A 22075-nucleotide genomic window follows, 5' to 3' on the forward strand; every position below is an offset into this window, starting at 1 on the left:
AACCTCGGGTGCTAGGGGATCAAAGGCCGCCAAAGAACAAGGCCAAATTGTGAGCGGCAATTTTTCGGCAGACATGAGCGCGAATAGATCGGAAGGAATTGAGCTGCGGCAGCATCAACTGAAATGAACGATCCAGTCGAGAAAAAACCGCCTCAATGGTCTTTCTGACCCATCGCATGGCGCCCCACCAGGGGCGCGGTTGCTTCATGTTGCTCTTGGGTTGCGCGTAGACGCCACAGCCTTGATAGCCCCGATCACCGAGCACCAAGGCACCTTCGCCTGCGTTCAGGAGGGCACGCGCGAGGGGTGGATCGCTCTCATTTCCAGCAGCCAGAGCAAAGCGAACGATCATGCCATGATCGTCAATGATGGCATGCAGCTTGAACCCATAGAATCGACCTTTGACACCGTAACCCCCATGCCCACCGCGTCCACTGCCTGCCTCACTCATGGCTCGGGGTCGCGCGTAGCGCGTCCCCTTGCAGTGGACAAGCGGTTTGCTGTCAATGACGTACACGGTGTCGTCGTCGAAGTGGGGCAGTCTCAGCGCAAGGTCGGCGTAAATAGTTTCCAAATTCAACTGGATGCGCAGGTATCGACTGCGATCCGGTAAGCATGGAAACAGCGCCCGATACGTCGAACGCACTTGAGCCAACCATTTCTGCCCGGACACCTCACCGAGCAATTCCCCGACCAGTGCGATGGTCATCAGTTCGCTGTAACTCCCCTTCTGATTCGGTTCGTGGGGGAGCACAAATAAGCCGCTGCACGCAGCGGCTTGCACATAATCATCCACGTAGACGTAAATGAGGGTGAACAGGTCTTCAACGGTATTCTGGGCAAGCGGAAGTTCTTTGGTAGCCATACCGGAGCTTCCGCTTTCTCAGCTCCCCTGAGCTACCCCCTAGCACCCGAGGTTGATAAGGAAACTTACCTGCTGAGAGCAAGGTGAGCAGGAGACGCTTGGACATGAGTGGCAGGCCTGTGCCAAGGTAGGGGTAATCACGCCCCCGAAGAAAAGCGACGTCGCCACACAGGTCAATTCGACTGAGCACGATAGCTCCGTAATCCAAGGTTGGATTTAAAAAGGTGGCGCTCCTGCTGTCAGGAAAGGGAATGATCTCGGCGTCGTACACGCCGGACTCAGTGATGTGATTGAGGTCGTGATTCAATTGGTAGATCATGCTCATTCCGGGTTGGCCTTATTGGAAATGATCTGTCTCATCCGTCTCTCCTGTACCGAGCCTACTTGACCAAATACTCTTCGTTGTCGGTCAGGGTATCGCTGCGACGGATCACTGAAACGAGCGCGTCATTGGTCTTCCCCCTCGCGTCCACGACCCACTTTCCATTCTGCTGAATGAGCCTCAAGGGAACCCGGTAATGCAGGGGCTTGATGGCTGGGTCTTCGTTGGCCAGGCGTCTGGCTTCAGTGACATCCATCGCCAATTCTTCAGGCCCAACCAGTGTCCCTTCGGCATCCGTGGTGTACCCCAATAACTCGGAGACCTTTTCAGCCTGTGCCGCATAATTGGGAACGTAAAGATCAATCTGCAACCGGGCCACCCCAGCTTTGACTTGCTGCTCTCGAATCTCCCACCGATAATCTTTGGGGTTCTGGGCTTGGTCGTCCGCGTAGTCCTCCAACAATCCACCCAGCACTTTTCCAAAGGTCTGCTCCATTGGACTGCCCTGTTTCGGGTCTACCCCCAGCAAGACTCCCATCCCATTGACATCATTGCGAATTACCGCAGTGGTGAAGGCCTCAGCCACCTGCATAGGAGCCTGCTGATGGGTGTGTTGCAGTGACGTCATGCCCATATATGCTCCTCCAGCCAACAGCAAACCTGCACCGGCCACAAGCCCTCGCCGCCAGATGCTCACCGCATACATTCCAATGGGCACTTGACGGCGCTTCAACAGCTGTTCAAGGTTTTGCTGGAACTGACGGCGTGGTGGTACGGATGGGCCATAGCGGGCAGTGTAGTGGGGCTGCCCGGCATCAGGCGGTCTGGGTGTTGTTCATCACGTCGTTCACCAGCATCCGTACCGCATTCCGGACTTCCAAAAACTCAGCATCGACCCCGGCGCGGCGCTGGAAGGTGCGCCATTTCCGCCCATTGGACACCGAGCATCCCCAACTCTCTCGGGTCAGCAATTCGTCCAAGTCTCCCAAGGGTGTCTCGCGGCTGGAGAAGGCCAACGTCGCCACCTCGGGTAAGGCGTTGTGGTCAAGTTTTACGTGGGTTTGCAGCAGATACAGGTCGTACAGATCCTTGCCTCGCCACTTTCCGGGGCCGAATTCTACCAAACCGTGGAGTTTCCAGGCCCATAGGGTCTCGGCGGGACAGGCTTGGACGGAGCCGACCTCCGGCATCAGCAACGCTACCGGAGCCTGAACCATCGGATCACCAAACGAGAAATCCACCTGAAAGGTCTGCTCGTGCTCGTGGTCTTGACCCACCAGAAAGGCCCGCAGGCCGGGGAAGGGGGTCTCGGCCCAGATGGCTTCGGTGCGGGTCAAGGTCAGCCGCGTGCTGTGGTCTGGAAGCTGCGCCACTTCAGCAATCAGGGCAGCCAAGGTGTCAGGTTGATACTCGCCGGACACCAGGTAATCCACATCGGCAGGCACGCGCCCTTGCCCGCACAGGGCGCGGGTGACCAGGCTGCCGCGCAGCACCCAATCTGAGGTCGCCGGATGCTGTCCCGCCCGTCGCAACCAGCCCCGCAGGAACGGTTGAAGGACTTCTGAAGGCCCGCTCACGGCGCTTCCCAGGCCGCGTCGAGAGCGCGGTGATCGTCGTAGAGGCAGTATTCCATGACGGTGTCTTCCACCGTCCAGCCCCCCTCTTCGAGGTGGCGGGTCAGGACGGCGGCCTGTCCCTCTGCTTCCGTCCGCCCCGTTGCCCCCACGCGCAAGGTGATGAACCGCTCTTGTTGCCCATCTGGCCGCGTTTTGAGGGGGTTCCGGGAGAGGTGTGCGCCTTGAATCTCACACAGCCGCGCCAGCTCCGACAGGTCGGCGTCCGCACAGGTCACCAGTCTGGCGTGAAACTCGAAGTACCGTCCTGCCGGTTCTTGGGCGGCGTCCTCTGCAGAAACCGGCACTCCGACATTCCACGGAGCCGCCTCGATCTTGATGCGTTGGGTGGGAAAGCCCTGAGCTTCCAGGGCCGCTCCCAAGTCTCGGGCGGCTTGCAGCGCGGTCTCCGGGGTTCCCCGAACACGCAGGCAGGTCATCGGCTGCACGGGCACGCCAGGGGCGAGTTCGATCACCAGCGCCTTGACCCCCAGTTCCCAGCAGGCCGCCCGGTATGCCTGGAGCCGGTCTGGTTCCAGCGGGACGGTGGTCACGTGCACTTCGAAGGCGTCACCCTCCAGCCGCACAGGGGCGGTACAACGTTGGCCGAGGGTGACGAAACAAGACACAAACATCTGACCAGCATAGGGCGCTTTGCGAGGTCGTCCAGACTCAAATGGCGTAGGGCAGGGGTCGCCTCAAGCTGTCATGATCAGCCTCAGCGATGACGCAGCGTCCCCTCGGCATGAAGACTTACGGCCGGATTCCTCACCTGCCGGGCAGCCACCTGACCCCGGCAGACCGCACCATTTCCGAACGGGAAGCGCGTCGGGCCACGAGAGACACATTGCCGGGCGATCAGGTCTGGGTGCACGAAAAACTGGACGGCAGCAATCTGGCGGTGGCCCGCTGCGGCGATGAGATCGTGGCGCTCACCCGTGCGGGTTACCGGGCCAGGTCGAGCCGCAGACCTCAGGCCCAGTTGTTCGACGCCTGGGTGGAACACCATGCCGAGCGCTTCCTGAATCTCCTTCAGCCCGGCGAGCGGGTCATCGGAGAATGGCTGCTGTTCGCCCACGGGACCCGGTACCGGCTGGCCCACGAACCCTTTGTGGCCTTTGATCTGATGCAGGGGAAAGACCGATTGCCTTGGTCAGAACTCATGCGCCGCGTGGGATCTTCGTTGGTCACACCTCAGTTGCATGCGGCTCACGCGACTGATCCTTCTGCCCTGTTCCAGACGCTTGGAGAAGGTAGTCACGGCGCTCTTGGACCACCAGAAGGCGTGGTTTACCGGGTGGAGCGTGGAGGGCAGGTCAGCTTCTTAGCCAAATGGGTCCGCCCGGGCTACCAGACGGGCCTGTATTTTGAAGCGGACGAAGCCGTGTTGCCGAATCAATTGCGCTCGGAGGATGCTGAACTGCTGGCACGGTTGAGTCACAGCCTGGGTTTGCCTGACTTTCCAGTTTTGAGCAACCTTGGCCGTCATACAGTGCTATAACGGCATTCAGGCGTGACGTGGGCCTGTTGGCAGGTGCAATTCCTGCACCTCGCTCGATGTGCGAGGCAACAGTTGGCGAACTACGTCCAGTGGGCGAATCTCTCGGGGTTCGCCCACTGCTTTGATCAATAGGGGTCTCCTTCAAGCTTTGCCCCACGTTCGACACTGATCAATCCACTCCCCCCTTGAGTAGTGGGCCTGTAGGGTGGCGGGGTGTTCATCCTTCCTTCTGCGGTTCAGTTGCGGCTCCTGCTGGATCAGGCCATCCCACAGACGCAGCCTGACGTCGAGGGCGCGGCCCAGTTGCAAGCGTTCCTTGAAGCAGTCCCGTCTTCCGGGTGGGTTCGCCTGGAGGCGCTGTGGCAGCAAGCGTTTTACTCCGACTGGGGAGGGTCTGGCGGTCTCTGGACTTGGACGCATGACTCGAGCATGAGGGGAACGCCGCGCTGGCGTCCCTGGCTGGAACAGCATGCAGAGGGACTGAAATCCATGCCTGGCATCCTCACGGCCCTGGCTTTCAGTCCCGATGGCTACTTGCGGGAAGCAGCGGTGCGTCTCTTGGCAAAGAACGAAGGCCCCCTGTCTACAGGTGTCCTGTTGATCCGGGCCAACGATTGGGTGGCCCCTGTTCGGGAGGCGGCGGCCCGCGCTCTAGAGCAGCGGTTGAATGGGCCATTTATCTCCCACTGGGCACAGCACCTCGCCTTGGTCGATCGTCTGGAACACGTGGAACGTGCGGATCTCCGGCCACTGGTGGCGGAAGCACGCGCCTTACTACGCACGGAGGTTGGGTTAGACGCTATGAGGGCCGTATTGCCCTCAGCAGACCGGGAGACGCGCCTCGGGGTGCTGCGCGTCGTCGAGGGACTGGCCGAACCGGATCGCACCGAGTGGCTGGATGTTTTCAGTCGAGATCCACACGCGCCTCTGCGTCGCCGGTTTGCCCAGCTGGCTGCCCTCAGCCGTTTGCCTGCCCTCCTGGCTGACGGTGACGTGGGAGTCCGGCACACCGCCCTGGGTCGCCTTATTGCAGCGACGCCAGGAGATCAAACGCCGGGCTTCCTCTTCAGAGCGCTCTTTGATACCCGCAGTGGCATCCGTTCTCTGGCGCAGTACACCCTGCGTCAGCGGGGCACCGATGTTTCTGCTGTTTATCTGACTGAGGATGAACAGCAGCTGGCAACCTCTGCTCTGGCAGGCTGGGTCGCGGGCCTCTCTGAGGTGGGGGAAGTGGGCGCTGCCCGCCGACTCGAACCTCTTCTGGCTCATCCCAATGCCCGCGTGCGGCTGGAAGCTCTTCGCGCGTTGGGTCGGTTGTCGCCTCAAAACCATGTGGAAGTGTTCGAGTCAGCCCTGTTCCGCACCAGCCCAGAAGCCCGGACAGCAGCGGCGGTGCTGGTGGCCGCCAAACTCATCACGCGAGATCGTCTGAACCTCCTGTGGGGTCGGGCACCGGACGCTGGTTCACGGCGGCGGTTGCTGCGCCTCGCAATGAACTTGCCACGCTTCGATGCTGTGGAGGTGCTGCTGACTTGGCGGCCCAGCCTGGCTGCTGATCAGCAAGGGAAGGTAGACGAGCGACTGATGTCCTTGCTCACGGGGTACGGCACGCGATTCTCTCTTCGGCCCAGTGGGTTGCAGCACGAACGGCTCCAACGCTTTTTGAGAGAGGAGAACCTGAACAGCGGCGTGAGAGCAGCCCTGCAAGTCATCGCGAATAAGGGTTGACAGTGAAGGTTCAGGCGCTGCACCAAGACGTTGGGGTCCAGAGCCATTGGCGATGCTGCATGATGTGAGGCCATCACACGGTCGGTGGGCGTTTAAGCTCACGGCACATGCGCCTCTGTCCCCTGCACCCCCTGCCGCGTTCCTGCTGCTGGCAGCCAGCCCGGTCACTGCGGGGGCGTGGAGACGCCGCCAGCAGTCGATGATGACGTGGTATTCGGCGCGGTTGCCCGAGTCCTCAAGACCACCTACACCAACCTCCGCATGCTGGACGTCGCTGCTGTAGTCGATCAGCAGTGCCAAGCCCTGGTGGTGACCTGTTCCACCACCAGCCTCTGCCCCGAGAAGCATGGCCGCCCCGCTGTGGACGCCGTGCTCAAGACCCTAGACTGTCACTCGGTGTCAAGCTCTCGATCCTTCCAGCAGCAGGGCAGGCTCAGTATTCGTACACGCCGAATTCGGCATTCAGGGCTTCTGCCTGCTTGAGATGTCCGCCCTCCAACTCATGGGCCACCAATGCGGCCAGGAGCGTGCTGACGCTGATAAACGGTGCCAGGGACGCCAGCACATCCGTCCCCTGCGTCGGCAGTTGCAGACACTGGTGGGCGATCTTACTCAGGGGGGACGCCCCTTGGTCGGTGATCAGCAGAACCTGGACGCCCTGTTTGTGTAGGGCGTGAGTCATCCGGGTGGTCGCGCGGCTGTAGCGCCGCAGGGTAAACACGACCACCACGTCGTCTGGGGTGACTTCCAACAGCTGCTCGGGACGGCTGAGCAACAGATCGGCGGAGTAGGCACGCACCCGTGGGCGGAGCGATGCCAGGATGGTTTCGACCAACAGCGAGATGCCGTATGAGGAGCGTGCGCCCAGAACCCAGACCTGCTGTGCGGCGGCGATGGACCGGGCGAAGGCCAGCAGTCTGGCTTCTGGAATGTTCTGAAGCCCTTCCAGGTTCGCCCGCTCGCTGGCCCAGAAGCGGGCCACCACGCTGTCCTGTCCTCCCGGCTGCTTCATGCCCAGGGTGGCACGCAAATCCTGGCGAATCACCCGTTGCAGGTGGGGATACCCCTCGAATCCGACCCGCTGGGCGAACCGGGTAATGGCCGCGCCGCTGACCCCCAGCGTCTCCGCGATTTCTCCAGCGCTGAGAAAGGGAATCTCCTCAGCGTGGTCGATAAAATAGCGGGCGATCTGCTGATCTCGCAGTCCGAACCCCTCCAGGCCGGAGCGCAACAGGTCTGCCACTGCGGGTGAGGAGATCTCGGGGGATGGTGCAGGGGCCGTGGTCATGCTGTCCCCAGTCTATGCGCTCTGGCGTTCACAGACTGCCAGCCAGTTACGGTGCCGCAGAGCGGCCTGCTCCCGGTCCATACAGCCGCTTCCCCGGCAAGGCTCCCGTATGTTTACCGCTCCTGAGCGTCTGCGTCCCGTTGACCCAGACATCGCGCACGCCCACAGACAGCCTGTTTGACTCGGCGTAGGTGGCCCGGTCGCTGATGCTCTGTGGGTCAAAGATCACGACGTCGGCGTAGGCACCCGCACGCAGTTCGCCCCGGTCCGTCAGGCGCAGATGGGCGGCGGGCAGGCTGGTCATACGGCGCACGCCCTCTTCCAGCGTCAGCAGGCCCAACTCGCGGACATAGTGGCCCAGCAGCCGGGTGAAGTTGCCCAGTGCACGGGGGTGCCCACCCGTAAAACCGCCCTTCTGTTCGCCGGGATCGTAGCCCGCCGCATCGGAGCCGAGCATCACCCACGGTTCCTGAAGCTGACGCTGAATATTGTCCTCAGTCATCAGGTGGTACATGGTGCCGATGCCGCCCGGCTCACTCGCAATCAGGTCGAGCACCGTGTCGATCCAGTCCTGGCGCCGGAGCTGGGCAATTTCGGCCAATGATTTACCCAGGTATTCGGCGTGTTCGGGCAGGGTCAGGCCCACCGGAAATACCCCTTCCGGCCCGGCCAGGTTCCCCAGCGGTTCCCAACTGCCGTCCGGCTCCAGCATGGCCGCCCGGATGGTTGCGCGGGTTTCAGGGTCGCGCAGCCGCTCCTTGAGTTTGTTGTCCTCACTGGCCCACGGGGGGCAAGAGGCAGCCAGACCCGTGCCGCCTGCCGTGTACAGGTACATATCGGCATGGATGTCCTTGCCCGCCGCCCGCTCAGTATTGACGCGCTCGATCAGGGGAGCCATCTTCGGCCAGGAGGGACCCCCCGCCGCCTTGAGATGGTAGAGATGTAGCCGCGCCCCACTCCGCTGCGCGATCTCCAGCGCCTCGGCAAAGCCGTCCAGGATCGCCGCGCCCTCGGAGCGCATATGCGTGATGTAGATGCCGCCAGCACGCCCGACCTCCTCGCACACGGCCACCAGTTCGTCGGTGCTGGCGTAGCTGCCGGGCGGATAGATCAGCGCCGTCGCCACGCCGTAGGCACCGTCTTCCATCGCCTCGCGGGTGACGCGGCGCATCTCCGCCAGTTCTTCGGGTCCGCTCTCCCCTGCCGCATGCCCCTTGCCGATCATCCTGACCGTGGTCCCGCCCAGAAAAGAACCGAAGTTGACGGCGGCCCCCACCTCCTCCTGTGCAGCCATCCAGTCGCCAAAGCGGGACCAGCCCTTGGCCCGCTGGATCCAGCGTTCATCACCGCCGGGAAGCCCGTGAACAGGAAAGGCATGGGCCTCGCCTGCCACGGCCGGGGCCGGGGTCCATCCCTCACCCATGATCTCGGTGGTGACGCCCTGCGTGACCTTGCCCACGCTCAGGCCGTCTGCCAGCAGGCTCGCCACCGAGTGACTCATCACGTCGATAAAGCCGGGGGCCACCACCATTCCGGAGGCGTCGATCACCTCGGCCCCGTCCGGCACGTCCGAACCGGGGTCGCTGATACGGACGATCCGGTCGTGCTGAATCAGCAGGTCGGCGGTCCGTCCGGGTGCGCCCGTGCCGTCGATCAGCGTGCCGCCCCTGATCCAGACCCCCCCGCTCACAGGGCGTCGACCGGCAGACTGGCCGTGCCAGCACGTTCACGCGGGTAGAGCCGGGCACCAAAGCGCAGGAAGTCCACCTCGCCGCCGCTGGTCAGGAACTCCACGCCCAGTCCGTCCGCGTCCCCGCCCACCACGACGGCACACTCTGGAGCGATGAAACGCAGCGAGAGGGTCTCGGTGCCGCCCGCCGTGGTATTGGGGATGACCAGCTTAACTTTGCCGTCCTCGACGTTGGCCTCGATCTTGTGCGGCTGACCCACAATGTCGTAGGTTCCCGCGAAGGCTTCAAGGGTCTCCACGTCCAGCTTGACCTCCTCACGCTCCGGTTTGGTCAGGCCCAGCAGCTCGCGCTTGACCCAGTCGCTGAGCTGGCGGTTGTAGGCGTGTCCGTTGCTGGCATTGGCCATGGCGATAAAGCCCACTTTGCGGTCCGGCGAGACCCAGAAGTCGGACTGGTGGCCGATCGTGGTGCCGCCGTGACTGATGATCAGGGCTCCGGGGTGCTGGTCGATGAACCAGCTCTGACCCACCTGGCCTTCCTCGCCCGGAAATGAATTGATGCCGACGCCGACGGACCGGACCGGATTCCACAGATGCGTGCGTTCCAGACCGCTCAGCGTGGGGGGTTCGGCCCCTTCCTGTTGATCGCCGGACGCCTCGGGGGTGGACACGGCGGGTTCCGGCATCGTTCCCGACATGATGTAGTGGGCGTACTTCGCCATATCGCTGACTGTAGACGAGCAGCTGCTTCCTGCCGGAGCGGACGAGCGCATCATCATCCAGGGGCGCTGGGTGACCATCTCCCCGTTGATCTTGTTGTGTCCGGTGGCAAAGCGGTAGGTCATGATCTCGCCGGGAAAAAACAGGGTGTGGTCCATTCCCAGCGGCTTCAGGACCAGTTCGGTCACGGCCGCTTCGAACGTCTTGCCCGTGATCGTCTCGATGACCCGGCCAGCCACGTAGAACCCGGCATTGTTGTAGCTCCAGTGGCCCCGGAGCGGCACCACCTGCGGCGACTCGGCCAGAATGTTCAGCACCTTGGCCACCGCGTCGTCGCCCTCACCCGTGTCCTCGAACAGATCACCCTGAAACCCGCCCTGATGGGTCAGGACATCACGGACAGTGAGAAGCGAGGCGACCGACTCATCTTTGAGCTTGAACTCCGGCAGGTAGGTCCGCACCGGCACGTCCAGATCCAGCTTGCCCTGCGCCACCAGCACCGAGCAGGTCAGCGAGGTGATGGTCTTGGTGGTGCTGCCGATCTGAAAGATGGTGTCGGAATCGATCGGCAGCGGGTTTTCCAGACTGGTCACGCCCAGGTTGACGAAGTGATCGCCGTCCGGCGTCAGCAGGCCCAGCGTGACGCCGGGAATCTTGTACTCCTCCAGCAGGCGCTTGGCCTCCTGCTCGAAGGCGGCGGCAAGTTTGGTGGTACTTGTTGTGTCGGTCATGCGGTTCTCCTTGAATGGGGAAAAGGTAGGCGGGCGCACGTCAGGCAGCGCATCTGTGGGCTGAAACGTCTACTTGCTCAGCACGCGGAGGAGGTTGGTCCTGTTGAAGTTCTCGTAGCCCTTCAGCGTCGAGGAGGTGGCGGCGAAGATCAGCGGCTGCGGCAGCGGGAAGGCGTATGTCTGCTCGTTCAGGTAGGTCAGCAGCGACTTGTAGAGCGGCTTGCGGGCGTTCTGGCCCACGGCGTCACGGGCGGTGTCCAGCATCTTCTCCATTCGGGGATCTTTGATGTTGGTGGCCGCAGCGAGGATGCCGCCGGAGCTGTACAGGCCGCGCAGGTTGGTATCCGGGTCCGCGCCGCCCCAGGTCAGGGCGCTGAACGCCAACTTGCCCCCCAGCAGCGAGGCGTTGGCGGCGCTCAGTTCCAGGGTGCTGACGCTCGCGTGGAATCTGGGGTTGAGTTTCTCGATGTTCTCCTTGAAGATCCCCGCCACCACCTGCGAGATCCCGCTGCCGCCGAAGGTCGACAGCGGCACCGTAAAGCCGGTGGTCCACAGCTTGCCGCCAAAAGCCTGCTTCAACTCGGCCTCGGCGGCCTTGAGGTTGTAAGCGGGGGGTTTGAGGGTCTTGTCCTCGGCCCAGTTGTTGGTGGGCAGGGTGGTGTTGCGGGCCAGGCCGAACCCCTGCAAGGCGTCGCGGGTGTAGGTCTTGGTGTCGAAGAGCGCCGCGAAGCCTCTACGAACGTGAATGTCGCTGAAGAAGTTGACAGGCACGTTGTTCTCGGCCAGTTGACCGGCGGGCAGCAACTTGTCGTCTTTGATGTTCTGATTGAAGAGCACCACGCCGGTCAGGTTCCGGGTCGGCAGATCCTCGTACACTTTCACGCCCGGAATTCCCTTGAGTTTTCCCAGCGTGTCACGGTCAGGAATCAGAGCGATATCGGCGTCGCCCTTTTGCAGGGCCAGCACGCGGGCGGTGTCACTGTCCACCTTTTGCAGAATCACGTTTTTCAGTGCGGGTGCGCCGCCCCAGTACTGAGTGAAGCCCCTCAGCACGAAGCGGCTGGGATCGCGGGCCACGAACTGGTATGCCCCAGTGCCGACTGGTTTTTGTGCCAGCACGGAGTTGGACACGTCCTCGCCCAGAAACGCGCCGAAGTCCCTGGCCGTACCGCTCCAGTCGCCACCCGCCACCAGCGTCTTCATCGGCACGATGTACACCTGCGCGATGGAATCCAGCAGGCTGGGCACATTGCGGTCCAGCGTCAGGACCAGTTGCCCCGCCGCGTTGCACTTGACCATGTTCGACAGCTTGGCGAAGGTGTAGGTTTTCTTGACCTCCGGCGTGAAGCCGGGAATGCTCAGCAGGTTGGCACGAATCTGTGCGGCCAGTGAGGTTTCACTGCCGACCAGCAGCGTGCGGCGCACCGAATACTCGGCGTCCGAGCAGGTCATCGCCGAGCCGTCGTGAAACTTGACCCCTTTGCGCAGCGTGAAAGTAGTGGTCTTGCCGTCCCTGCTCTGGGTGAAGGTGGTGGCGAGCAGCGGTTCGTACTTACCGAAGTTGTCGAGGTACAACCCCTCGAACATCTGCTGGACGGGCAACACGTCGAAGGTCGCGACAGCCTGAGCAGGCTCCACGCTGGCTGTGGCCGAGGCGATCTGGTACACCAGGGCGTCTTTGGGCGTCGCCAGAGCGCTTGAAGCGAGAGCCAGGGTCAAAGGAACGATGAAACGTTTCATGGGTGGACCTCCAGAGACGGGACAGGGCAGGTGGCACGCGGAACAGGGCGGTCGACATTAGGGAAAAGGATCAGGCGGCATCAGCGGTTCCGGGGATCCAGGGCCTCGGCCAGGCTGTCACCCAGCAGGCTCCACCCCAGGCTGTAGGCAAAGATGCACAGGCCAGGAAAGAGGGTGACGTACCAGTACGCGAAGGGCTGGCCGGGTGGTCCCTGAATCCATTTCTGGGCCAGAGCGATCAACTGCCCCCAGTCGGCGTAGCCCAGCGGCGTTCCCAGCCCCAGGAAGGACAGCGATCCGGCCACGATCGGGAGGCTCCCCATTTCCAGCACCACGATGGTCAGGAGCGGCCCGATGGCATTGGGCAGCACATGGCGCAGGGCGATGCGTACCCGGCTGGCTCCCAGACTCTGCGCCGCCGCCGCGAACTCCAGCTCGCGCAGCCGCAGGACCTCCGAGCGGACCACACGCGCCAGTCCGGCCCAAGACACCAGGCTCAGGGCGATGATGATGTTCAGCAGCCCCGGCCCGAGTGCGGCCACCAGCACCAGGATCAGCACCAGCGCCGGAAAGGCGAAGATGACGTCGGTCAGGCGCATGAGCAGGTTGTCGGTCACGCCGCCCAGGAATCCGGCGGCCAGTCCCACCAGCGAGCCGACGGTGACGGTGATCGCCAGGACGGTCAGGCCAAGAAAGAAGGCGGTGCGCGTTCCCCACACCAGGCCGTAGCGGATGTCGTAGCCGTTGACACGTCCCAGTGGCGCGTCTGCGGCGGGCGGATTGGGCTGGGCCGCAAAACCCACGCGGGGCATCTGGAGACACGCGTCGGGAGTGGCCACCACCTCGCGCAGATAGGCCAGCGGGCCAGGAATCGTCTGCATTTCCGTCATGCCCAGTGCCCGGCGGCAGTTGCCCTGCGGCGGTGCCAGCACGGGAGCCAGGAGCGCCACCAGGATGAAGAGACTGACCAGCACGGCCCCGACACGGGCCAGGCGGTTGTGGCGAAACAGCCTGCCCCAGAAGCTGCCCCTCGCCTTCACGTTGACCGGGCGGACCTTGAGCCGCTCGGCGACCGTCATGCGTACCTCACGCGGGGATCGATGACCGTGTAGGCCAGGTCGATCGCCAGATTGATCAACACCACGACCGTTGCCGCCAGCAGCGCGAAGCCGAGCACTCCGGGCAGGTCGCCCAGTGCCGCAGCCTGCGCCGCCCACGCACCCACACCGGGGTACCCGAACAGCGTCTCGGCGATCACTGCCCCCTGAAGCAGTCCGGACACGCTCAGGCCCGCCAGCGTGATGACCGTCAGCATGGCGTTGCGCCGTGCGTGCTTGCGGACGATCACCCCCTCGGTGACGCCCTTGGCGCGGGCCGTGCGGATGTAATCGCTGTTCAGGGCCTCAAGCATGCTGGTCCGCGTCCCCTTGATCAGTCCAGCGCTGCCCACCACCATCAGCGTGAACACGGGCATGATCAGGTGCTTGAGCGCGTCCCAGAAGACGTCGAGGCGGCCAGACAGCAAAGCGTCGATGGTGGTCAGCCCGGTCACGCGCCGGATCTCGCCCGTCAAAAAGTAGATGGCGCTGTCGTTGCTGAGGTTGCCCGTGCCGGGGAGGAGGTTCAGCACGCCGTAAAAGATGACCAGCAGCCACACGCCCAGCACAAAACTGGGGGTGCTGTAACTGATCACGGCCAGAACGCGAATCACCGCGTCGACCGCCTGACCTCGGTGGACAGCCGCTTTCGAACCCAGCCAGACGCTCAGGCTGATCAGCGGCAGGAGTGTGAACAGCGTCAGCTCCAGCGTGGCCGGAAAGCGGGCCTGCAGGGTTTGCAGGACCAGTTGCCCACTGGTGCGCGAGAATCCCAGGTTGCCGCCCAGCGCCAGCCCCAACCACCGCCAGTACTGCTCGAACACGCCGGCATCCAGGTGGTTGGTCTTGATGATTTCCGGGATGCGTCCCAGCTGTGCCAGATCGGTGGTGTAGGCCACGGCGCGTTGCTCGACGGGGATCAGCTGCATCACCAGCACAATCAGGAACGTCACCGCCAGCAGGATCAGCGGCAGGGCCAGCAGGCGGCGCAGGACGAAACTCAGCATGACGGTTCTCTCTGAAAGAGGTACTGGCGGCGGGCCAGATTCACGTCCACCAGCACGAATCCCTCGCCAAACAGCCGCATGAACATGGGCCGCGTGCGCTGCCGCCATTCCACGGCCAGGGCGCGGTCATCCTGCAGCAGAGCGTAATAGTCCTGTGCCGGGAGGTGCATGGCCAGCGTGCCGGGCAACTTGTCCGGCAGATCTTCGTGGAGCGGATGAACGACCTCTCCGGCGGGCCACGCCTCCGCCACGTGTCCGGACAGATGCGCCGTCACGCGTGGGCTGTCCAGGGTCCACTCGGCCTCCAGACGGTCCGAGGCCGCGCCCGCGCTGATGTTCTTCATGTCACCGTACTGATCGGGCAGATAGGTCCGAACGGTCGCGCCCAGCCGGTGAATGTTGAGATGCGCATTGACCGGCAACAGGGGATCAAACGTCCAGTGAACGCGGGTGATGCCGCGCTCCAGGCACCACCCGCGCTGAAAGTGCTTGAGGCGCTCGCCCAGATGCTGCTGGCGGTAGGCCGGATGGACGCCCATACGGTGCGAGTGCTGGACACCGACCTCTGAGGTCGGCAGGGCTTCCAGGTAAGCCCAGACCTGTCCCTCGGGGTCCACAGCGCCGGCCACCAGCCCGCCCACATGCTGAATGACGCGCAACATCACCGTGTCCTCGGGCCTGTCTGTCTGGCCCCAGATGGCGTGGGCCAGCGGCACCGTCGCGGCCAGTTCCTGCGGGCCGCGCAGCTCACGCACCGTCAGGGGACTGCGGGGAAAGACTGGTGCGGCAGGCGAGATCACCGTCAGCGTCCTGCCACGGCCTGTCTCAGCGGGCCCACCTCGATTTTCCGCTGCGTGATGGTGTCCAAGAAGGGCAAGTCCAGTGTGACGCCGATCCCGTGTCCGGCCGGAACAGACATCATGCCGCCTGACGTCTCCAGCGGCTCGTGAATCAGGTCTCGCGCCCAGTAGCGTGAGGAACTGCTCGTGTCCCCCGGCTTCGTGAAATTCTCCAGCGTCGCCAGATGGATGTTGTGCGCCCGGCCCACGCCACTTTCCAGCATGCCTCCGCACCACACCGGGGCGCTGAACGAGGCGGCCACATCGTGCACCCGCCGGGCTTCCAGGTGGCCGCCCACCCGGCCCACCTTGATGTTGACCAGTCGGCAGGCCGCCGTTTCCAGCGCTTTGCGGGCGTCCTGCGCCGTGGTGATGCATTCGTCGAGACACAGCGGCGTGTTCATCAGCGCCTGCAACTTGGCGTGGTCGCGCATGTCGTTCCAGGCGAGCGGCTGCTCCATGTAGTCCAGCCCCAGGGTGTCAAGTTCGCGCAGGGTGTTCAGGTGTGCCAGCGAGTACGCGGCGTTGGCGTCCACCGTGACGGGCGTTCCGGGTAAGGCTGCCTTGACAGCCCGCACCACGTCCACGTCCCAGCCGGGCTGAATCTTGAGCTTGATGCGCCTGTAGCCCTGCTCGGCATGCTGTACGGCGCTGTCCACGGTGGCGTCCACCGAAGATTGAATGCCGAGCGAGACGCCCACGGGGACAGCGTCGCGCACACCGCCCAGCACCGCCGACAGCGGCTGACCAAGACTTCTGGCCCACAGATCCCAGAAGGCCATTTCCACGGTCGCCAGCGCCATGCGGTTGCCCCGAACCCCCGAGAGGCGGCCCATCAGATGTTCGGGGTTGCGCCAATCCCGGCCCAGGACTGCGGGCAGCACCGTTTCTTGAAGCAGGGCCAGTGCGCCGCTGATGGTTTCTTCGCGGAAGTCCGGACGCAGGTCCATGACGCCTTCGGCCACGCCTTCCAGGCCGCCGCCGAACAGGCGCAGCAGGATGAAATTCTTGTCGGTCATCACGCCGAAGGAGGTCCTGAAGGGCTTCAGCAACGGCAGCGAGACGACCCGCAGTTCGGCACGTTCAAGCTGCACGGCAGGCTCCAGGGATACAGATGCCGGAGGTGATGGCGGTGGCTGGAACATCCCGGGAACGGAGACCTGACAGCATGAAAGCTCCTTGTTGACCGGTCATGAAAGGCAACCGGACGTGAGACGGATCAGGACTGAAACTGTGTTTGCATTTGATTTTACAAGATCTTAGTGATCTGCAATATAATTTGCAAGAGCAGATCAAAGCAGCGCGGTTGGATGAGGAATCTCCGATGCCTTGAGCGCCGCGCACCGGCCTGTACTGCGGAGGCGCACTTACGGCCTGGTCCCTGCGCTGCGCCCTGAACCCCTTGAGTTCACTGCGCCGCAGACCAGCATGAGCGCGACCATGTATTCGGGTGCCCGGGAGTTTCTTCAGATACAAACGATTTGAGCACGGCCCGCAGGCGTCGCTTGAGCTGACTGTCCTGCGGCTCAGGTGCAGGTGACTGAGTTCACAAAGAATGGCTCGTCGCCGAAGAACAGCTCACGGGCCGGGTTCTGCTCATCGCCGATCAACAGGCCGACATTCTCGGCATGCCCTCCTGCCAGGGTGTGTCGGCCAAGGGGTGACTGGCGCTTTCAAGCCCGTACTTTTCTTCCCCCAACAGCGGCTCAGAGGGGAATACTCTCCCAAGATTTGAGTTCAGGCCACTCCTCCCGAAAGGCGGCGCTCACCTGGCTCACTTCCGCGAAGGTTTCCGTCTCCTGCAGGCGATCCAGGTACAGGTTCCGCTGTGCGACACCGACAGCATTGAACGCCCAATACAAGGCCATCAGCGGGTTGATGAACAGGGTCGATCTCTGGGTGCCGGATGTGGACTGGTCATCCCCAAACTGACCCTCCACCGCATCCAGAATGGATGACGAGACGATACTGGGCAGATCCGGCGTCCGCTCATGGACACAGGGCAAGGTCTCCCGATACCGCTGCGCTTCAGACAGGTAGGGCGTCAGGCTCCAGGGGCCTAGAGACGCGCCGCTACGGGTTAAGGCCGCCACTGCCTCCAGATATTGGGCGTGGGCGACCCCGTGAAAGGTGTCAACTCCAAACCCCAGACAGATCAGCAATTTCTGTGATACGCCCTAAACTGCTCCACGGCAGCCAAGCTCACAGCGTCCTCTCTGGGGGTGCCCAGACTGGCTTCATCGCCCCGCATCAGGCTGTTGGTGCCCCCATCAATCAAGATCATGGTATCGACCCGATGTTGATCCACCAGGTGCTGCTAGGCATTCAGCAGGGGCTTTACCCCGGTCTTGGGAAAGGCGTAGACCGGAACCGGGTGGGTCTGGGCGAACCACCTGGCCAGATGCAGCTCGGGGAAGTAGCGCACGTTCGCCTGGGTGTGCACCCACACTTCATCCGCAACCCCAGGGTCTCCTCGGAGGTTGTGGGGCGTTCTTCCACGTCCTGATGGCGTCCGTCCATGGCCTCGACGTCATGTTCCCGCAACCTGATCCGATTGGTCTTGCCACAGAGCACTTCCGGCGTGCAGCCTCTCAGTACCCGACAGTTTCCCATGGGGCTTGAAAAAGTTCAGCTGATGCGCGACAACAGGACGCGTCCCCCGACGTCCTGGCCAAGCTGACCCGCTGCTTCACCGCGCACTTCCCAGAGTTCCGCAAGAATCAGGTTGAGTTGCTTTCCCTCATGGTTCTCGCGCTTCTCAAGGGCAAGGACGTCCGGCATGCGGAACTCGCGGCGCGCTTCCCCGGAAGTGCGCAGACCGCCTCCGTCATCCGACGTGTGGAACGCTTCTTTGACCGTCACCCCCTCCAACCGGCCGACGTCGCCCGGGTCGTCCTGACACTCCTTCCTTCCGCGCACCCACGCGAATTCATCCTTGACCGGACGAACTGGAAGTACGGACAGACGGACGTGAACGTCCTGCTGCTGGCCGTCATCTGGCGGGGCGTCGCCATCCCCCTGCTCTACGAGTTGCTGCCCCACGGGGGCGGCAGCAATACGGAGATCCGGCACACCCTCATGGACGATGCCCTCTGCCTGCTCTCCGCAGCGGACATCCGGGTCCTGTATGCCGATCGCGAATTTATCGGCTACGACTGGATTCAGGGCCTGGCCCATCGTGGGATTCCCATCTGCGTGCGACTGAGGAGCGACACGCTCCTGGACGACTGGACGGCACAGGACTGGTTGAGTCGCTTGCAGACCGGCACTGCCGGTCTGCTGGTCGAAGACACGGTGGTCTACGGGCAACCGATGAACGTCGTCTTGACCTATACGCAGGATGGTGAGGCCCTGATCATCGCCAGTAACGCAGGGACGGTGACCACGAACCAGTCCCGTTACCGGCGGAGGTTCCTGATCGAGTGTCTCTTCAGGGCACTGAAAAGCAAGGGCTTCCAACTGGAGGGGACCCACATGACGCTCCACGATCACGTGGAGCGCCTGCTGTGCCTGTTAACGCTGACCTACACGTGGTGTGTGCTGGTAGGGGTCACTCTGGAATGCCCGAAGAAAGCACATGGTCGCCGGGCATGGAGCGTGGTGAAGATGGGCTTACGGGAACTGGTGCGGTCGTTCAGCCGAGAGTCAGTACGCCTCTGCGGCTTGATCGACCTGTTGATGGTGTCCCACACGACCTCTCCAGAAACTGTCGGGTACTGAGGTGCAGCCTGCCACTGAAGGCAATCACCCTGGCAGGGCACTCAGTCACCATCAGAGAAGCTGGATTGCTCTTGGGTGCTGTCCGGGCGGCGCAGAAAACGCAGGGGATTCAGACAGGCCACCGACAACGCCTATTCGGAAACGTTCGTCACCGCAGGCCTCTACCCTGCCAACCCGACCTGCCGCAACCTGTCAGATGAGATTTGAAGTGCACCTAGACTGAAGATAGGGGGAACCTCAGTGCGGAGGGTTGAGCAGAGCGGGCCGAACAGCCTGCGTTGCTCAGGGCGCTATGGTAAGGGTATGACCTTTCACTGGGGCATTCTTGGCGCGGCCCGCATCGCTCGGGCCTTCATTCCAGCCATTCGGGCCGCTGGAGGCGAGGTAACGATGCTCGGCGCACGGGAGCCACAGTCGGCCCGCGTGCAAACCTTTGCCAGTGACTGGGAGATCCCCGCCACTGGCAGTTACCAGAACGTCATCGACGCCGATCTAGACGCGGTTTACATTGCGCTGCCCAATGCCCTGCACCTGCCCTGGAGTACCGCCAGCCTTCAGGCAGGCAAGCATGTGCTGACCGAGAAACCGCTGACCCTGAATGCCCAGGAGGCGCGCGAGCTGGCCGATGTGGCTGGGGCCAGCGGGCGGACCTTGCTGGAAGGCTTCGCCTACCGCTTCACGCCGCAGCACCGCGCCCTGCTGGAGGCGGTTCGCGGCGGTGATCTCGGCGAGGTCCGGGCCTACCGGGGGGCCTTCGGCTTCACCGTGCGGAATGCCGAGGATATTCGCCTGCAACCCGGTCTGGGGGGCGGCGCGCTGTACGACATCGGCTGTTATCCAGTCAACGAGGCCCGGATGCTGCTGGGTGAACCCCTGGCCGTCACCGCTCAGGCGCGCTGGACGCCAGACGGTGTGGACGTGTCCATGTCTGCCGTACTGGATTACAGCCATGTCGGCAGTGGGGCGCTGGCCAGTATCGATTGCGGCTTTGACTGGCTGTCCGGAGGCCGGATTGGCCGCTCGCAAGTGCTGGGGACGGGCGGGGTGATGGAACTGGACCGGGCGTTCTTCAGCGATGAGCCTGAGTTCATCCTGACCCGCGACGGTCAGCGGCAGATCATCGACCCCGGCAACGGCTACGCGCTGATGGCCGCCCATTTTCAGCGGGTGGCCCGGGATGAGGAAGCGGCACTGTACCCGCCTGAAGACGCGGTGCAGCAGGCCAGGGTGCTGGATGCTCTTCTGCAATCAGCGCGGGAGGGCCGACGGGTAGAATTGTAACGCAGCACAAGGCGTGGCCGTCTGAGAAGTGGCGAGGCCAGACCGCCTTGAGGAGACCTTGCGGGGCCACGCAACAATAACTACGCCGCAAGATCATCAACTCGTCCTGAAAGGGTGGGATTGCCTGAAGCTGACCATGTTCTGGAACGCTTGTCTCTGGTTGCTTCTTTGGGTGCTGGATGTTCAGAGGTCCGGGCAGGGAAGTTAAGTAGGTCGAAGTTAATCTATAGATTAACCGAGCGAAGCGAGTATCGAAGAAAGTACGTCGTAGTGGGAATGGAGCTTTATCCCGCAGTTTGGGGTAAAGCGGCTGGGTTAACTACGACGTACTTAGAAGCCTCCTGCGCTCGTTTTCGCCGTTTAAAGCCTCGTGGTTTTCGTTCTTGACGTTGTGTAAGACAGTGAGATCGCTCGACGATATTGTTGCAACGTGCCGTGGAAATCACCTGCTGATGATCGACGTTGACCAAGTTCGGAATCTCTCTGATGGCAGCTCCTTAACTGTGGAGATGCCCCGGTAAGAATTACCTCTGGGACGTCATATTCAACCAGGAGACTGGTCAGGAAGGTCTTCGCAGCTTCAGTGTCTTGGTGTCTGCGCAGACAAACGTTGAGCACGAGGCTGTGCTCGTCCTCAGAACAGCGCAGGCCAGACCCGCCACTTGCCGCAGTACGGCTCTGTCTCTGCGCGGTCACACCTGCCAGTGCCGGTTCAATCGGCAGCCAAGTCGGCCTGCACGGTGAGACCCCCGCAGCTTCACGACTGGGTCTGAAACAGGGCGGCGCCGTCTGCCCGCTGCGTTTCCTTCAGTCCCCCGGTCTGCCCCAAATACTTGGCCAGCGCCGCTGTCTGATCCAGCAGCAAGATGGCCTGGACGGGGCGAAGGTCCGGATACAGCATGAGCAGCAGATCGTGAATGGTCACCGGCTGCTGGGCCGCCGCCTGCACGGCCGCCAGCTTGTCCCCATACCGCGCCCGCAAGTCGCGGATGCGCTCGCGCCAGTCGGACATGGGGCCGCCGTGACCGCCCAGCGCGACCTCCACGCCGTCCAGCGCTTCGATGCGGTCCAGCGAAGCCAGGTAGTTCCCCAACCCCGCTCCCCGCTGAGAGCGCTCCGGCATCAGGGGCGGTGAGTTGTGTGGCAGCAGGTGATCGGCGCTGAGCAACAGGTCGTCCACCCGCAGGCACACCTGCGCACCGTCGTGGCCGGGAGTATGAATGACCTGAAAGACACCGTCCAGCACGTCGCCGTCTTGCAGGGGCGTCTGGACCGCCACGGGGCTGGGCAACATGAGGTGGTGGGCGCGGCGGCGCAGACGCTCGGCGTAACTGCTCTCCGTGGGAATGCCCGCCCAGCGCAGGTGGCCCTCGACCTGCACCTGCCACGCCGCGCCGCGCGACTCGGGCTGCTCCAGGGCCGGCACTGCCCAAATGTGGGCCGCGACCGGGGCGGGGGTCAGCGCCCTCACGGCGGGCAGCCCGCCCACATGGTCGGGGTGAGGGTGAGTCACGATCAGCCGATTCAGGGTGTCCCAGGACCACGCCTCGCCGTATTCAGAGCGGAGGTGGGCCAGACCCACTTGCAGGTCGCTCAGGCTGTCCTCGTGCGCGCTGCCCATGTCGACCAGGGCCGCGTAGCTGGGCGCTGCCAGCTCGCCCTGAACCACCAGAAAAGCGTTGGCCTGAAAATGGGGAAAGGCCCGCAGGGGCACGGTGTAGACCCGCGTGCCGGCGGCAGTGAGGTGGCGGGCCACAGCGGGGAGAACAGTCATGGGCTGCACTGTAAAGCGTCTGGCCGGCTCAACTCCACTGCGCCGCGCCGCGTTCGATATTGAACTCACGCTGCAGTCCTGCCTCATTCCTAAAGCGCATATGGCTGAAGAGGGGGCGTCCCTAGCGCTGGCCACGTGGATGACCCAAGTTGGCATCAA

At 63.1% G+C, this 22075-nt stretch carries 20 protein-coding genes; 4 read left to right on the forward strand and 16 right to left on the reverse strand.

Translation table 11 applies throughout. The annotated features are described in order from the left end of the window. Window positions 1-19 precede the first annotated feature (19 nt). The 4 genes from F561_RS0120680 to F561_RS0120695 all read right to left on the reverse strand — a co-directional run bounded on the left by F561_RS0120680 (window position 20) and on the right by F561_RS0120695 (window position 3435). Window positions 20-865: a transposase gene (locus F561_RS0120680; protein ID WP_019010328.1), complete on the reverse strand. Its 846-nt coding sequence runs from the start codon at window positions 863-865 to the stop codon at window positions 20-22. A 380-nt stretch (window positions 866-1245) separates the two neighbouring features. Next, a complete protein-coding gene (locus tag F561_RS0120685; RefSeq protein WP_157452060.1) occupies window positions 1246-1920 on the reverse strand; it encodes a hypothetical protein in 675 nt (224 codons plus the stop codon). Window positions 1921-2002: 82 nt separating this feature from the next. Beyond that, the gene (locus F561_RS0120690) at window positions 2003-2764 is read right to left on the reverse strand and encodes a nucleotidyl transferase AbiEii/AbiGii toxin family protein (RefSeq protein ID WP_157452061.1); all 762 of its coding nucleotides are present in this window, start codon (window positions 2762-2764) and stop codon (window positions 2003-2005) included. Further along, window positions 2761-3435 (reverse strand): hypothetical protein, encoded by a 675-nt coding sequence (locus F561_RS0120695; RefSeq protein WP_019011880.1) that lies wholly within the window; start codon window positions 3433-3435, stop codon window positions 2761-2763. Before F561_RS0120695 ends, F561_RS0120690 begins: the two co-directional genes overlap by 4 nt. Before the next feature lie 89 nt (window positions 3436-3524). Between F561_RS0120695 and F561_RS26270 the strand changes: the two genes are divergently transcribed. Both F561_RS26270 and F561_RS0120705 read left to right on the forward strand, forming a co-directional pair. Continuing rightward, complete coding sequence (locus F561_RS26270; RefSeq protein ID WP_019011881.1) at window positions 3525-4301, forward strand: RNA ligase family protein; 777 nt, start codon at window positions 3525-3527, stop codon at window positions 4299-4301. A gap of 213 nt (window positions 4302-4514) precedes the next feature. After that, a complete protein-coding gene (locus tag F561_RS0120705; protein WP_157452062.1) occupies window positions 4515-6029 on the forward strand; it encodes a HEAT repeat domain-containing protein in 1515 nt (504 codons plus the stop codon). Between the two features lie 433 nt (window positions 6030-6462). Here the strand turns inward: F561_RS0120705 and F561_RS0120710 are convergent, their stop codons facing one another. The 11 genes from F561_RS0120710 to F561_RS30135 form a co-directional block, all read right to left on the reverse strand. Then, entirely contained in the window at window positions 6463-7317 is an 855-nt protein-coding gene (locus F561_RS0120710) for a MurR/RpiR family transcriptional regulator (protein WP_019011883.1), read from the reverse strand. A 46-nt stretch (window positions 7318-7363) separates the two neighbouring features. Then, window positions 7364-9007 carry an N-acyl-D-amino-acid deacylase family protein gene (locus tag F561_RS0120715; protein WP_019011884.1) on the reverse strand — a complete coding sequence of 548 codons (1644 nt, stop codon included), beginning with the start codon at window positions 9005-9007 and terminating at the stop codon, window positions 7364-7366. Next, a complete protein-coding gene (locus F561_RS0120720) occupies window positions 9004-10458 on the reverse strand; it encodes a serine hydrolase domain-containing protein (RefSeq protein ID WP_019011885.1) in 1455 nt (484 codons plus the stop codon). The genes F561_RS0120715 and F561_RS0120720 overlap by 4 nt, the downstream gene beginning before the upstream one ends. Before the next feature lie 69 nt (window positions 10459-10527). Continuing rightward, window positions 10528-12198 (reverse strand): ABC transporter substrate-binding protein, encoded by a 1671-nt coding sequence (locus F561_RS0120725; protein WP_019011886.1) that lies wholly within the window; start codon window positions 12196-12198, stop codon window positions 10528-10530. Between the two features lie 80 nt (window positions 12199-12278). Further along, on the reverse strand, window positions 12279-13277 hold the full coding sequence (locus tag F561_RS0120730; RefSeq protein ID WP_019011887.1) for an ABC transporter permease: 999 nt from the start codon (window positions 13275-13277) through the stop codon (window positions 12279-12281). Further along, window positions 13274-14302: an ABC transporter permease gene (locus tag F561_RS0120735; protein ID WP_019011888.1), complete on the reverse strand. Its 1029-nt coding sequence runs from the start codon at window positions 14300-14302 to the stop codon at window positions 13274-13276. The genes F561_RS0120730 and F561_RS0120735 overlap by 4 nt, the downstream gene beginning before the upstream one ends. After that, window positions 14296-15102, reverse strand: a complete 807-nt coding sequence (locus F561_RS0120740; RefSeq protein ID WP_019011889.1) for a hypothetical protein — start codon at window positions 15100-15102, stop codon at window positions 14296-14298. The genes F561_RS0120735 and F561_RS0120740 overlap by 7 nt, the downstream gene beginning before the upstream one ends. A gap of 2 nt (window positions 15103-15104) precedes the next feature. Beyond that, entirely contained in the window at window positions 15105-16235 is a 1131-nt protein-coding gene (gene menC, locus F561_RS0120745) for an o-succinylbenzoate synthase (RefSeq protein ID WP_019011890.1), read from the reverse strand. Between the two features lie 612 nt (window positions 16236-16847). Further along, a complete protein-coding gene (locus F561_RS27465) occupies window positions 16848-17234 on the reverse strand; it encodes a hypothetical protein (RefSeq protein WP_157452063.1) in 387 nt (128 codons plus the stop codon). A gap of 224 nt (window positions 17235-17458) precedes the next feature. Continuing rightward, a complete protein-coding gene (locus tag F561_RS30375) occupies window positions 17459-17584 on the reverse strand; it encodes a hypothetical protein (RefSeq protein WP_281166610.1) in 126 nt (41 codons plus the stop codon). A 185-nt stretch (window positions 17585-17769) separates the two neighbouring features. Further along, window positions 17770-18003 (reverse strand): hypothetical protein, encoded by a 234-nt coding sequence (locus F561_RS30135; RefSeq protein WP_245556603.1) that lies wholly within the window; start codon window positions 18001-18003, stop codon window positions 17770-17772. Between F561_RS30135 and F561_RS0120755 the strand changes: the two genes are divergently transcribed. Together F561_RS0120755 and F561_RS0120765 are read left to right on the forward strand one after the other, a co-directional pair. Beyond that, window positions 17980-18861 (forward strand): transposase, encoded by an 882-nt coding sequence (locus F561_RS0120755; RefSeq protein WP_245556604.1) that lies wholly within the window; start codon window positions 17980-17982, stop codon window positions 18859-18861. The genes F561_RS30135 and F561_RS0120755 overlap by 24 nt on opposite strands. 303 nt (window positions 18862-19164) lie before the next feature. Beyond that, window positions 19165-20142 (forward strand): Gfo/Idh/MocA family protein, encoded by a 978-nt coding sequence (locus F561_RS0120765; RefSeq protein ID WP_019011893.1) that lies wholly within the window; start codon window positions 19165-19167, stop codon window positions 20140-20142. Between the two features lie 757 nt (window positions 20143-20899). On the opposite strand, the gene F561_RS0120770 is transcribed toward F561_RS0120765, so the two are convergent. Continuing rightward, entirely contained in the window at window positions 20900-21916 is a 1017-nt protein-coding gene (locus tag F561_RS0120770) for an MBL fold metallo-hydrolase (RefSeq protein WP_019011894.1), read from the reverse strand. Between the last annotated feature and the right edge of the window lie 159 nt (window positions 21917-22075).

It is taken from the genome of Deinococcus aquatilis DSM 23025 (genome assembly GCF_000378445.1).
GTDB classification, from domain to species: domain Bacteria; phylum Deinococcota; class Deinococci; order Deinococcales; family Deinococcaceae; genus Deinococcus; species Deinococcus aquatilis.